The sequence below is a fragment of the Sporosarcina koreensis genome (assembly GCF_001531445.1).
Lineage (GTDB): Bacteria > Bacillota > Bacilli > Bacillales_A > Planococcaceae > Sporosarcina > Sporosarcina koreensis_C.
In genome coordinates this window covers 1-14535 of the sequence record NZ_LQYA01000081.1, presented here as the reverse complement: position 1 = coordinate 14535, position 14535 = coordinate 1, and the positions used below count along the sequence as shown (strand labels likewise).

Genomic DNA, 14535 nt, shown 5'->3' with positions numbered 1-14535 from the left:
AGCATCCTCACCAGGAATTCCTACAAATCGATACGACAAATATCCTGTTCATCGTCGGCGGCGCATTCGATGGAATGGAAGAAATCATCAAACGCCGTACAGGACAGAAAGTGATCGGATTTGGTACCAATGACGAAGAGGAGTCAAAACAGGAAGCCTCCTTGCTTTCTAAACTGATTCCAGAAGATCTACAGCGTTTCGGACTCATTCCTGAATTCATCGGCCGTCTGCCAGTTATTGCGACGCTGGAGCAGTTGGATGAAGCAACTCTTTATCAAATCTTGACGGTTCCAAAAAACGCGATTGTCAAGCAATACCAAAAGATGGTTGAATTGGATGGCGTTACACTACGCTTTGAAGAGGATGCTCTTATGGAAATTGCCAAGGAAGCGATTGAACGGAAGACGGGTGCCCGTGGATTGCGTTCGATTATTGAAAACATCATGTTGGATATCATGTATGAACTTCCTTCACTTGATGAAGTGACCGAATGCATCATTACAAAAGATTCCGTCCTAAAAAAATCTAGCCCGCTCCTTTATCGAGAAGATGGAACTCAAATGGAGCTCGATCAAGAGAAAAATACGGCCTGATAAAATGGAGGAATAAAGCTGACTCCGACGATGCGAATCATTCGCTCATCGGTTGTCGGCTTTTTCCACCTTATAGAAAAATCACTAATGGACATACATAACCTATGGAGGTGACTTCCGCATGCCAAATCGAAAAAAGCTGAACGTGCCTTTATTGCCTTTGCGCGGGATGTTAGTTTACCCGACGATGGTTCTACATATTGACGTCGGGAGAGAGCGCTCCGTATTTGCGGTCGAACATGCAATCGCAAATGGAAATCATATTATGCTCGCTTCACAAAAGGATACAAGTATTGAAAATCCGGAAGCTGATGATTTATACCAAATTGGACTTTTAGCTTATGTGAAGTCATTGACCGAATTGAACAATGGGACATATCGTCTCTATATCGAAGGCATTGAACGAGCGGAATGGTCGAACTATGAGGAAGCGGATCTCTATCCTGTCGTTGATGTGAAAAGACTTCCGGACAACACGGAAGTGGATGCGGAATGCATTGCACTTATGCGCATTTTACTTCCCTATTTTGAAAACTACACAAACTATTCCGCGAAAATCTCCCAAGAGACATACGATTCCATCGCATCAATCGAAGAACCGGGCAGATTTGCCGATATGATCGCTTCCCATCTTCCGTTGAAGTTGGCTGCCAAACAGGAAATCCTTGAAATTACTGACGTCAAGAAAAGATTGGAATTCCTCATCAATAAGCTGCACGATGAGCAGGCAATACTTGCATTGGAACGGAAAATCAACACCCGTGTAAAAGAAGCGATGGAACGGACGCAGAAGGAATTTTATTTGCGCGAGCAGATGAAAGCGATTCAAAAAGAGCTGGGCGATAAAGACGGAAAGAGCATCGAAGTTGTTGAATTGACGAAAAAGATTGAAGAGGCGGGCATGCCCGAAAATGTGGAACAGGCTGCATTCAGAGAATTGGACCGATATGAGAAAGTCCATTCTGCATCTGCCGAAAGCGGCGTCATCCGGAATTATATCGATTGGCTCATCGCCTTGCCTTGGTCGGATGCATCGAAGGATCAATTGGACATCAATCGATCTGAAGAAATTTTGAACCGTGACCATGAAGGCCTGGAATCAGTTAAAGAGCGTATTCTGGAATACCTTGCCGTGCGTCAAATGACAAATTCATTGCGGGGTCCAATTCTTTGCCTTGATGGTCCTCCTGGCGTCGGGAAGACTTCCTTGGCACGTTCCATTGCGGAATCTTTGGGGCGCAAATTTGTCCGGATTTCCCTTGGTGGTGTACGCGACGAATCCGAAATTAGAGGTCATCGCCGTACATATGTCGGTGCAATGCCAGGTCGAATTATTCAAGGTATGAAAAAGGCGGGCAAGATCAATCCCGTTTTCCTGCTTGACGAAATTGATAAAATGTCCAACGACTTCAGAGGGGATCCATCTTCTGCGATGCTGGAGGTTCTAGATCCTGAACAGAACGCGACGTTTAGTGACCACTATATAGAGGAGCCCTATAATTTATCGAATGTTTTATTTGTCGCGACTTCCAATGATTTAAGTTCTATTCCTGGTCCATTACGGGATAGAATGGAGATTATTTCCATTCCCGGATACACTGAATTGGAAAAATGGACCATTGCCAAAAACCATCTCATTCCAAAGCAGCTGAAAGAGCATGGATTGACAAAGTCGCAAGTCCGTTTCAATGATGAGGCAATCCGGAATATCGTCCGTTATTATACGCGTGAAGCCGGTGTCCGTGGGTTGGAAAGGGAAATTGCTAGGATTTGCAGAAGGGCTGCAAAACAAATCGTAACGGGTGAAAAGAAAAGCCTCACTGTTAGTGCGAAGACGCTTGAAAAGCTTTTAGGCAAAAGGAAGTTCAGCTATGGACAAGCAGAGAAGAAAAACCAGATCGGTGTCGCAACCGGATTGGCCTATACAACTGTCGGTGGTGATACGCTTCAAATTGAGGTTTCATTGTCACCGGGAAAAGGTAAACTGATACTAACGGGCAAGTTGGGTGATGTTATGAAGGAATCGGCTCAAACTGCGTTGTCGTATGTGAGATCAAAGGCAGTCGATTTTCATATCAATCCAAATTTCCATGAATCGAGCGACATCCATATACATGTTCCTGAAGGTGCTGTTCCGAAAGACGGTCCTTCTGCGGGCGTGACAATCGCGACAGCACTTGTTTCTGCTTTGACGAAGCGGCCGATCCGGCGTGAGGTGGGTATGACGGGCGAAATCACGTTGCGCGGCAGAGTATTGCCGATCGGAGGCGTGAAGGAAAAGTCGTTAAGTGCGCATCGGGCAGGACTGACAACGATCATTTTGCCGAGTGCAAATGAAAGAGATATTGAAGATATACCGGAAAGTGTACGGAGTGAGCTGACATTCAAGCTTGTCTCAGATGCTGAAGAGGTATTGGCGTACGCATTGGAGGAGGCTTCCGAATGAAAGTAAATCAAGTTGAAATGATAATGAGTGCAGTAAAGCCAGAGCAATATCCGGATGATGGTTTTCCAGAATTCGCCTTGGCAGGACGTTCGAATGTGGGTAAATCTTCGTTCATCAATAAAATGATCGGACGTAAAAGTTTAGCCCGCACATCTTCAAAGCCTGGCAAAACCCAAACGTTGAATTTCTATAAAATAGAAGAAAAATTGTTTTTCGTCGATGTTCCCGGATATGGCTATGCAAAAGTGTCCAAATCGGAACGGGAAGCATGGGGAAAGATGATTGAGAGGTATTTGACGGGTCGGGAGCAATTGCGGGCTGTTATTCTGATTGTTGACCTAAGGCATCCCCCGAGTGTAGATGATTGTCTTATGTATGACTTTTTAGGCCATTACGATATTCCGACAATCGTCATTGCGACGAAAGCGGATAAAATCCCGAAAGGTAAATGGGAAAAGCATAAGAAAATCGTGAAAAACGAATTGAATATGCGCGCTGGAGATCCTATCGTCCTCTTTTCTTCTGAAAAAGGGATCGGGATGGATGAGGCATGGCGTGAGATTGAAAATAGAATGTAATGACAATCCGGATGAAATTAACGTTCATCCGGATTTTCGATTAGGCAGCCCATCATTACATTAGAATAATTACAAAAATAGGGAACGAACCATTGATGGTTCAACAGTTAGTCACAAAATTGTCCGTTAGAAACTGCATGATATGTTATAATCGTATATGTGAAAAAGAACGGGAGAGGTGTGAACACCTTATGTATACTATCGTGGTCGGTGTCAACCACCGAACAGCTCCAGTAGAAATTAGAGAAAAACTATCTTTTGTAGAGGCTGAATTGCCAAGGGCGATGCAAGCTTTGCAAAAAGAGAAAAGCATCTTGGAGAACGTCATCATTTCTACATGCAATCGCACTGAAATATATGCAGTGGCCGATCAAATCCATACAGGCCGTTATTATGTCAAACGGTTTTTAGCGGACTGGTTCGATATGGAGCTTGAGGAATTATCTCCTCATTTGCTTATATACGAAAATGATGCAGCCATTGAGCATTTAATGCGTGTGTCAGCAGGCATCGATTCAATGGTACTTGGCGAAACACAAATTTTAGGGCAAGTCCGTGATAGCTTCCTGGAAGGGCAGAATATCGGGACGACCGGGACCGTTTTCAATGAGTTATTTAAAAAGTCGATTACACTCGCAAAGCGGGCGCATTCGGAAACCGCTATTGCTGATAATGCAGTTTCCGTATCCTATGCAGCGGTTGAACTCGGAAAGAAAATTTTCGGTTCGCTGAATGGCAAGCATATTGCCATCTTGGGAGCAGGAAAGATGGGAGAATTGGCCATCAAGAACTTGCACGGCAGCGGAGCCGGCAAAGTAACAGTCGTCAATCGTACACTTTCGAAGGCGGAGGAGATGGCGAAGCAATTCGGAGGCGTCGCCAAACCGATGCAGGAATTGCAATGTACATTACTGGAAGCCGATGTTTTAATCAGCTCTACTGGTGCAACTGATTTTGTCATCGATTTTGAATTGATGCAATACGTTGAGAAACTCCGTAAAGGCAAACCGCTCTTCATGGTCGATATCGCCGTACCTCGTGATTTGGATCCGAGAATCGGTGAATTGCCGAATGTTTTCCTTTACGACATTGACGACTTGCAAGGTATTGTTGAAGCGAATTTGGCGGAACGCAAGCGTGCGGCTGAAGAGATCGGTTTAATGATTGAAGAGGAAATTGTCGAATTCAAGGAATGGATCGCGACACTTGGTGTCGTACCTGTCATTTCTGCATTACGGGAAAAAGCGCTCCAAATTCAAGCGGAAACGATGGCCAGCATTGAAAATAAAATGCCGAATCTAACCGATCGTGAAAAGAAATTATTAAACAAGCATACAAAGTCGATCGTCAACCAAATGCTGAAGGAACCGATCCTACAAGCCAAAGAGTTGGCATTGGATGGACAGGCGGCTGAAAAAATGGCCTTGTTCAAGCAGATATTCGGATTGACCGAAGAGGATGAGGAAGAAGTCGGCCGTACAAAAGCCGAATCCATTGGAATTGCGCCAAAATTAGCTGAGGCGTAATCCGGATTTATTTAGATTCATGGGAAAGGCAGAGGTTGCATCATGGCCGAAATGACTATGGCGAGATTCCACGAAGTGATCGTCGTCCTGTATGCGGTGAGCCTCGTATTTTACTTCATCGATTATTTGAATAACAACAAAATTGCCCATCGCAGCGCCTTTGGGATTTTGTCGGTCGTTTATTTGATGCAAAGCGGCTATATAATCGCACGGGTGATTGACACACAGCGATTCCCGATCCTCTCCCTTTATGAAGGGATTTATTTCTATGCTTGGCTGCTCATTTCGTTATCGATGATTCTCCAAGTGTTTTCAAAGGTCGGTTTCGCTGTGTTCTTTTTAAATATGATTGGATTCATTTTCATGACCATTCATACTTTTGCGCCGGTGCAGATTGAGAAATCCCCGATTGGTGAGTCACTTATTTCGGAATTGCTTTTCATACATATTACTTTTGCGATTCTGTCATATGCAGCATTTGCGATGTCCTTCGTTTTCGCGATCCTTTATCTGCTCGTCTATAAAGTGCTGAAAAAGAAGAAATGGACAAAGCAATTCGGACGACTTCCGTCACTCCAACAATCCTTGTCGGGGATGAAAGCGTCGATCTATACGGGTATACCGGTGCTGTTCATCAGCCTTGTCCTAGGAATTCAATGGGCAACGGTTGCACTGGATGAATGGACGTTAACCGACATGAAAATCATCGGGTCTTTCCTCGTTATTATCCTTTATAGTTTAGTATTGTTTTTGCAAAGAAGAGGTAGACTGACAGCGAACGATTTTGCGTGGGCGAACGTCTTCGCTTTTCTTTTTGTTATTATCAACTTTTTTCTCGGAAGCAGATTATCGCAATTCCACTTTTGGATTTGACGTTAAGGCAGTAAGAATGGGAGGAAAATCGTATTGAGAAAAATCATCGTAGGCTCAAGAAGAAGTAAGCTTGCGTTAACGCAGACGAATTGGTTCATTGACCAAATGAAAGCGTCTGGTGCGCCTTTTGAATTTGAAGTGAAGGAGATTGTCACGAAAGGGGATAAGATCCTTGACGTGATGCTTTCGAAGGTGGGGGGCAAAGGATTATTCGTCAAAGAGATCCAACAGGCCCTTTATGATAAAGAGATTGACTTTGCTGTACATAGTATGAAGGATATGCCGGCAGTTCTTCCTGAAGGTTTGACAATCGGCTGTATCCCGCCGCGGGTCGATGCCAGGGACGCTTTTATTTCCAAGGGGCATGTAAAATTCATGGATCTACCAGTAGGCGCTGTCGTTGGTACATCGAGTTTACGCCGCAGTTCTCAATTGCTCATGCTCCGTCCGGATCTTGAAATCAAATGGATCCGCGGAAACATCGATACACGCTTGCAGAAGATGCAAGACGGAGAATATGATGCGATACTTCTGGCCGCCGCAGGTTTGAAGCGGATGGGGTGGAGTGATGACGTTGTCACTGAATATATGTCGATCGAAGACTGTATCCCGGCTATCGGCCAAGGGGCTCTAGCGATTGAATGCAGAAGTGATGATGCTGGACTTCTCGCAGAACTGAAAAAAGTTTCCGACGAGAAGACGTGGAAGGAAGTCGATGCGGAGCGCACATTCCTTGCTGAAATGGACGGTTCCTGTCAAGTGCCGATTGCCGGATTTGCGAAGCATGATGGGGAAGAAATCGAATTCACAGGATTCGTAGCTTCTCCGGATGCTAAACAAGTTTTCAAGAAGACCGTGCGCGGTGCAGATCCGGTCGAGATCGGCAAGTCTGTCGCATCCGCCCTGCATGCTGAAGGGGCTTCGGAAGTGATCGAGAAAGTGAAGGCGGAAATGGATGCCTGAATGGTGGCCTTTACAAGGGGAAACGGTAATTTTCACAGGGACGCCAAAATCGCTTGAAGTTTTCGATCTCGTTAGGCAGTACGGAGGTATCCCTTACTCCATGCCGCTCATTCAGGTGAATGAAATTGTGGATACTACCGATGAGAATGAACTGAAACGCTGTGCAGGCTTTGATTGGCTTATATTCACAAGCCAAAGCGCTGTGAAAGCATTCCATTCGAAAATGGAGCGTTTCAATATAACGATACAACAGATCTCATGCCAAATTGCTGCGGTAGGGACACAGACCGCAGCGGCATTAGAGAAGATCGGCTTCAGCGTTGAATTCATCCCGTCCATTTTCAGTGCCGACGTGTTTGTAAAACAATTCAAGCCGACTGATGATCGGGAACTCCGAGTTCTGTTCCTAAAAGGGAATCTTGCCGGCAGCATTATTCGTGAGGAGCTACCGTTTCAAGTGGAGGAATGGACAATCTATGAAACAGGTGCCCGGCTGGATTCAGTCAACACGATGATTGAGCTCTTGAAAACTGAGGCGAATACCACTGTTTTATTCGCCAGCCCTTCAGCGGTACATGTCTTCGAGGAAGGTGCGGTGCCTGTCGTCGGTTGGAAAGGCTATACAGTAGGCGCTATCGGACATGTCACCGAAAAGGCGTTGCTCGAGGCAGGCGCGGTTGTAGACGTGAAGCCCGAAATTTATACTCTCAAGGAACTCGTCAATGCATTGGCGAGACGAAAGGAAGAAATCCAATGACTCAACTACAATTCCGACGTAATCGCCGTCTGCGCAATTCAGCTGCACTGCGCTCGATGGTAAGGGAAACAATCTTGCAGAAAGAGGATTTTATTTACCCGCTATTCATCATTGAAGGGGAAAATGTGAAAAATGAAATCAGCTCGATGCCAGGTATTTATCAATTGTCACTTGATCGTTTGATGGAGGAAGTGGAGGAAGTTGTTTCATTAGGAATACCTTCCGTCATCCTATTCGGCATTCCAGCAGAGAAAGACGCAACTGGAACTGGTGCTTATAATGATGAAGGAATCGTTCAACGTGCAACACGTCTCATCAAAGAAAAGCACCCTGAACTCGTTGTCATTGCAGACACATGTTTATGCGAGTATACCGACCATGGCCATTGCGGAGTCGTGCATGGATCCGACGTATTAAATGACCCGTCGCTCGAATTATTGGCGAAAACGGCAGTCAGCCAAGCGAAAGCGGGTGCCGACATTATTGCACCATCCAATATGATGGACGGTTTTGTCGTTGCCATTAGACAAGCGCTTGACGAAGCGGGCTACGAAAACGTTCCAATCATGTCTTACGCGGTCAAATATGCATCCGCATACTACGGACCATTCCGGGATGCCGCCGAATCGGCACCACAGTTCGGGGATCGCAAGACGTATCAGATGGACCCTGCCAACCGGATGGAAGCACTTCGCGAGGCGGAGTCGGATGTCATGGAAGGCGCGGATTTCCTAATTGTCAAACCTGCCTTGTCGTATTTGGATATCATGCGTGATGTGAAGAACAATGTCCTCCTTCCTGTTGTCGCTTACAATGTAAGCGGCGAATATTCGATGGTGAAGGCAGCGGCCCAGAATGGCTGGATTGACGAAAAAGAGATCGTGTTGGAAACATTGACAAGTATGAAACGCGCAGGTGCAGATCTCATCATGACTTACCATGCAAAAGACGCAGCGCGTTGGCTGGAGGGAAAATGAATGGGTAAAAGCTATGAAAAATCCAAGCAAGCATTTGCGGAAGCGGTGAAATTAATGCCTGGCGGCGTGAACTCGCCTGTCCGTGCGTTCAAATCGGTCAATATGGATCCGATTTTCATGGAAAGTGGAAAAGGACCAATCATCAAGGATATCGATGGCAATGAATATATCGACTACGTCCTTTCATGGGGTCCGTTGATTTTAGGGCATGCCGATCCTGATGTCGTTGATGGCATCAAGAAAGTGGCCGAAACCGGAACAAGTTTCGGTGCACCAACATTGCTGGAAAATGAGCTCGCGAAAATCGTCATCGATCGTGTCCCTTCCATCGAGGTCGTCCGAATGGTCTCCTCAGGGACGGAAGCGACAATGAGTGCATTGCGCTTAGCTCGTGGGTATACAGGCCGCAACAAGATTTTGAAATTTGAAGGATGCTACCATGGCCACGGAGATTCACTGCTTATTAAAGCGGGATCAGGCGTTGCTACGTTGGGCTTGCCGGATAGTCCGGGAGTACCTGAAGGCATTGCGAAAAATACGATCACAGTGGCTTACAATGACATGGATGGTGTCAAATCGGCATTCGACCAATTCGGCGATGATATTGCTGGCGTCATTGTCGAGCCAGTTGCCGGAAATATGGGGGTTGTACCTCCAGAGCCGGGCTTCCTTGAAGGATTGCGTGAAATCACCGAGAAAAACGGCACTTTGCTCATTTTCGATGAAGTAATGACTGGCTTCCGTGTCGATTACAATTGCGCACAAGGCTATTTCGGAATCACGCCGGACCTGACTTGCCTCGGCAAAGTGATTGGCGGCGGACTTCCTGTCGGCGCCTATGGCGGTAAACGCGAAATCATGGAAAATGTCGCGCCTGCTGGAACCGTTTATCAGGCGGGAACATTATCAGGAAATCCAATGGCGATGACAGCGGGTATTGAGACATTGAAAAAATTGACGCCGGCTTCATATGACCATTTTAAGAAGCTTGGCGATCAGCTTGAAGCAGGCTTCCGTGAGGCGGCGACGAAATACAATATCCGGCACACTGTGAACCGTGCAGGCTCCATGATCGGTTTCTTCTTCACAAATGAAAAAGTGTACAATTATGATAAAGCGAAGACGTCCGATTTGGAGCTGTTCGCGGAATACTTCCGCTTGATGGCGGAAGAAGGCATCTTCCTGCCGCCATCCCAGTTCGAGGGCATGTTCCTATCCTCTTCCCATACGGAGAAGCATATCGAACAAACCGTCCTGGCATTCCATAAAGTATTCGCTCAATTGGCACGATAATTTTTCATCACCTATTGTCGATTTTATCGATGATGGGTGATTTTTTGTCGGGGCGGCGAATAATAGAACTCTTATTGGAATAAATGAGCCTTTCCGTAATCCATGCATATCTTTCTTCTACTAGTATCACTTGCTGCATATAATGGCAAGTGAATGAAACAAGGGAGGGGAAACGGAATGAAAACGTTACAATGGGATATGAAAGAGGTCTTTTATTTTCCGGAAAGTGTCGGAGTGCCAAATGATGCGCGCCTTGTTAAAGTGAAAGCAGGATTCACAGAGAAGCGATCCGATGACGCAGTCCGGCTTTCTGGCATTTATCATATCGCTGCCAAGGTCGATTTTACAGATGGCCAGCGGAATGAGACAATCCCTAATGATGTAGTTTTCGTGGATGATGTGGAACTGGATGGGCAGACGGGCTATTTCGAATACGCTGTACCGTTATACATCGACTTGCCGCCAGAAGTTGAACAACCGCTGCATATCGAAGCGACCAACGTCAAATCCACTTTTGACGGACAAGGTTCTTTAACAGTCGCATGGAATGTAAATTGCACATATGGGCAGGCATCTGCGGATGAAACTGCAAGCAAAGAATCCGAAAGCAAAGAAGCTGTCAAGAAAGAAAATGTAAGCAAAGAAATTGTCGGCAACGAACCGGTTACTAAAGAAAGCATCAGCGAAGAAGGCGTTGCGATGGCAACTGTAAACAAAGAAACTGCCAGTAATGAATCCGCAGTAAACAAGGAATCTGTCGACAAGATAACTGCCAACAATGAATCCGCTGACAAGGAACCGGTCAGTCAAAGTGCTACAAATATGGAAGTGAACAAGGAATCGGAAATCACTGAAGAACAGATGGTGACTGCGGCAGTTCCGGATGTTAATGAAAACGTAGTCGCGGAGAAGCAGGAGGAGGTACAAAAACAGCAAACCTCTGAACCTCAACAGACCGCCGTTGTACAAAAACAGGAAGCTGCGGAGCCTGTCCAAGAGACGCAAGCAACCGCGATGCATGACAGCAGCTCATGGAATAGCCAGGATGATATACTGTCATACATTGCAGCATTGCCAGACGAATGGACGACGTCGCGATTTCGTTCAAACGATATCTTTGTAAAGGAGGAAAGCTAATCCTCCAAGCAGACAGAGTAGGAGGAAATCACCTGTCGTCGGAACAATCAAAAGCCTGATCAATTGAAAAACGGCGATCGGGATGATGATGCCTTTACAGTAAAACCTCGTCTTTCGTAACCAAGGGGGCAATAAAAAGGGATTGTATCCCTTTCTCATAAATACCATCCTTTCATAATATACTTGACGAACTCTCCTCTATTCGCATACAATGGTTATAACTATATAATGATGCATTGATCGGGAGAGTACGCGATTTCATTCATCCAAGAGAGGGCGCCATCGGTGGGAGGGCCTATGAATGAGTTGCCGAAAGTCACCCGGGAGCAGTTTCCGTGAATTTCAAGTAGCGGGAGCCGGTTTGAAACCGTTATTTATTATTGAGGCGCAAACGTTTTTTAGTTTGCGTGAATAAAGGTGGTACCACGGATAACTCCTTCGTCCTTTTCGACGAATGGAGTTTTTTTGTATTCATTTTTATTCAAAAAACTGTTTTGCAAGTAAAGAGGAGGAGTTCAGATGTCAACAGAAAACTTATCAATGCCGACGAAATATGAGCCGCAGTCGATTGAAGCTGGTCGTTATGAATGGTGGCTGAAAGGGAAATACTTTGAAGCGCAGCCAGAAAGCGGGAAGGAACCATATACAATCGTCATTCCGCCGCCGAACGTCACAGGCAAACTCCATTTAGGGCATGCTTGGGATACGACGCTTCAAGACATTCTTATCCGCATGAAGCGGATGCAGGGCTATGACGCTTTATGGCTGCCAGGAATGGACCATGCAGGCATTGCAACACAGGCGAAAGTTGAAGAAAAGCTACGCGAGGAAGGAAAATCCCGCTATGACCTTGGCCGTGAAAAATTCTTACAGGAAACATGGAAATGGAAAGATGAATATGCTGGCCATATCCGCGCGCAATGGTCGAAATTAGGTCTCGCGCTCGATTATTCCAGGGAGCGTTTCACGTTGGATGAAGGATTGTCAAAAGCGGTTCGAGAAGTTTTCGTCAAGCTTTACGAAAAAGGCTTCATTTATCGCGGCGAGTATATTATCAACTGGGATCCGGCTACGAAAACTGCGCTATCGGATATCGAAGTTATCCATAAGGATGTTCAGGGTGCATTCTATCATATGCGCTATCCACTGGCAGACGGAACCGGCAGCATCGAAATTGCTACGACGCGTCCCGAAACGATGCTCGGTGATACTGCGGTAGCTGTTCATCCAGAAGACGATCGTTATAAGCATTTGATTGGCAAAAAGGTGAAATTGCCGATTGTCGGTCGGGAAATTCCGATCATTGCTGATGATTACGTCGATATGGAATTCGGTAGCGGAGCTGTAAAGATTACGCCGGCGCATGATCCGAACGATTTTGAAATCGGCGACCGTCATGAATTGCCTCGAGTTCTCGTTATGAATGAAGACGGCAGCATGAACCAACTTGCAGGCAAATATGAAGGAATGGACCGTTTCGAATGCCGGAAAGCGATCGTCAAAGACTTGCAGGAACTTGGCGTTTTATTCAAAATCGAAGATCACTTGCACTCAGTCGGCCATTCAGAACGCAGCGGTGCTGTTGTTGAGCCGTATTTGTCGACGCAATGGTTCGTTAAAATGGCGCCGCTAGCGGAAGAAGCGATCAAACTTCAGCAATCTGAAGGAAAGGTCAATTTCGTACCTGAGCGCTTTGAAAAGACGTATTTGAACTGGATGGAAAATATCCATGACTGGTGCATCTCCCGTCAGCTTTGGTGGGGACACCGTATCCCTGCTTGGTACCATAAGGAGACTGGCGAAATCTATGTTGGGCATGAAGCGCCAGAGGATATCGATAACTGGAACCAGGAAGAAGACGTTCTTGATACATGGTTCTCATCCGCATTATGGCCGTTTTCGACGATGGGCTGGCCGGATCTGGACAATGAAGAGTTCAAGCGCTATTACCCGACGGATGCACTCGTAACTGGTTACGATATCATTTTCTTCTGGGTTTCCCGGATGATCTTCCAAGGACTCGAGTTCACTGATCAGCGTCCATTCAAAGATGTATTGATCCACGGTCTAGTTCGCGCCGAAGATGGACGAAAAATGTCCAAATCTCTTGGCAACGGAATCGATCCGATGGAAGTGATCGACAAATACGGAGCGGACGCATTGCGCTATTTCCTATCTACTGGATCATCACCAGGCCAGGACCTTCGTTATTCAACGGAAAAAGTTGAAGCGATCTGGAACTTTGCGAATAAAATCTGGAATGCCTCACGATTTGCTTTGATGAATATGGACGGAATGACGTATGATGAAATCGATCTTACAGGTGAAAAGTCCGTTGCGGATGCTTGGATTCTGACACGCTTGAATGAAACAATCGAACAAGTGACGAAGCTTGCTGAGAAATACGAATTCGGTGAAGTCGGCCGTGCGCTTTACAATTTCATCTGGGATGATTTCTGTGACTGGTACATCGAAATGGCGAAATTGCCATTATACGGTGAAGATGAAGCGGCGAAGAAAACAACTCGTTCGGTACTCGCTTACGTTCTAGATAACACGATGCGCCTCTTGCATCCATTAATGCCTTTCATTACGGAGGAAATCTGGCAGAACCTTCCGCACGAAGGAGAGTCGATCACAGTTGCAGTTTGGCCTGTAGCTGATCCTGCTTTGACAGACACGACAAAAGCATCTGACATGAAGCTGCTCGTTGACCTGATCCATGCAGTTCGTAACATCCGTGCTGAAGTGAATACACCGATGAGCAAAAAAGTACCACTATATATCGCGGCGAAAGACGATGCGACTGTCGGCGTATTGGAAGCAAACCGCAATTACATCGAACGCTTCTGTAATCCGGAAACCCTTGAAATCGGAGTCGGTATTGCAGCGCCAGGCAAATCGATGTCAGCTGTCATCACGGGAGCTGAACTGTTCTTGCCACTAGAAGGATTGCTCAATCTTGACGAAGAGATCGAGCGATTGAAGAAGGAATTGGCGAAATGGGAAAGCGAAGTGAAACGCGTTCAAGGGAAGCTTTCCAACGAGCGATTCATCTCGAAAGCACCTGAAGCTGTTGTTGAAGAAGAGCGAACGAAAGAGAAGGATTACTTGGAGAAGAAAGCGGCAGTCGAACGCCGTATTGAAGAATTGAAAGAGATTTAATTACGAAAAAGAGTTGGTCGACCTCCAAAATAGGAGGAGACCAACTCTTTTTGTTTGTTGAATACCGAGTGCGCTCATAAAACCGGTTCTGCGCTCATAACTCGTGCTCTAGCGCTCATAAAACCGGTTCTGCGCTCATATAATCCTGCTACGCGCTCATAAAACTGGTTCTGCGCTCATATAATCCTGCTACGCGCTCATAAAACCGGTTCTGCGCTCATAACTCC

General features: G+C 46.0%; 11 protein-coding genes and 1 other annotated feature. All 11 genes read left to right on the top strand.

Annotation, left to right across the window (positions count from 1 at the left end; genetic code table 11):
* A partial coding sequence (locus AWV70_RS10945; RefSeq protein ID WP_153009958.1) for an AAA family ATPase occupies nt 1-593 on the top strand: 593 nt, incomplete at its 5' end.
* Nucleotides 594-714: 121 nt separating this feature from the next.
* On the top strand, nt 715-3039 hold the full coding sequence (gene lon, locus AWV70_RS10940; RefSeq protein WP_060206994.1) for an endopeptidase La: 2325 nt from the start codon (nt 715-717) through the stop codon (nt 3037-3039).
* The gene (gene yihA / locus AWV70_RS10935; protein WP_060206992.1) at nt 3036-3617 is read left to right on the top strand and encodes a ribosome biogenesis GTP-binding protein YihA/YsxC; all 582 of its coding nucleotides are present in this window, start codon (nt 3036-3038) and stop codon (nt 3615-3617) included. Before lon ends, yihA begins: the two co-directional genes overlap by 4 nt.
* Nucleotides 3618-3808: 191 nt before the next feature.
* The gene (hemA, locus tag AWV70_RS10930; protein WP_060206991.1) at nt 3809-5143 is read left to right on the top strand and encodes a glutamyl-tRNA reductase; all 1335 of its coding nucleotides are present in this window, start codon (nt 3809-3811) and stop codon (nt 5141-5143) included.
* Nucleotides 5144-5185: 42 nt separating this feature from the next.
* The gene (gene ccsA / locus AWV70_RS10925; RefSeq protein WP_060206989.1) at nt 5186-6016 is read left to right on the top strand and encodes a cytochrome c biogenesis protein CcsA; all 831 of its coding nucleotides are present in this window, start codon (nt 5186-5188) and stop codon (nt 6014-6016) included.
* Between the two features lie 33 nt (nt 6017-6049).
* The gene (hemC, locus tag AWV70_RS10920; protein ID WP_060206987.1) at nt 6050-6979 is read left to right on the top strand and encodes a hydroxymethylbilane synthase; all 930 of its coding nucleotides are present in this window, start codon (nt 6050-6052) and stop codon (nt 6977-6979) included.
* On the top strand, nt 6972-7736 hold the full coding sequence (locus tag AWV70_RS10915) for a uroporphyrinogen-III synthase (protein WP_060206985.1): 765 nt from the start codon (nt 6972-6974) through the stop codon (nt 7734-7736). Before hemC ends, AWV70_RS10915 begins: the two co-directional genes overlap by 8 nt.
* Entirely contained in the window at nt 7733-8713 is a 981-nt protein-coding gene (gene hemB / locus AWV70_RS10910; protein WP_060206983.1) for a porphobilinogen synthase, read from the top strand. Before AWV70_RS10915 ends, hemB begins: the two co-directional genes overlap by 4 nt.
* Nucleotides 8714-10006, top strand: coding sequence for a glutamate-1-semialdehyde 2,1-aminomutase (gene hemL / locus AWV70_RS10905; RefSeq protein WP_060206981.1), 1293 nt, complete (start codon nt 8714-8716; stop codon nt 10004-10006).
* A 177-nt stretch (nt 10007-10183) separates the two neighbouring features.
* On the top strand, nt 10184-11143 hold the full coding sequence (locus tag AWV70_RS10900) for a hypothetical protein (protein WP_060206979.1): 960 nt from the start codon (nt 10184-10186) through the stop codon (nt 11141-11143).
* A gap of 227 nt (nt 11144-11370) precedes the next feature.
* Nucleotides 11371-11592, top strand: a binding site (T-box leader).
* A 70-nt stretch (nt 11593-11662) separates the two neighbouring features.
* The gene (locus tag AWV70_RS10895; RefSeq protein WP_060206977.1) at nt 11663-14308 is read left to right on the top strand and encodes a valine--tRNA ligase; all 2646 of its coding nucleotides are present in this window, start codon (nt 11663-11665) and stop codon (nt 14306-14308) included.
* Nucleotides 14309-14535 lie beyond the last annotated feature (227 nt).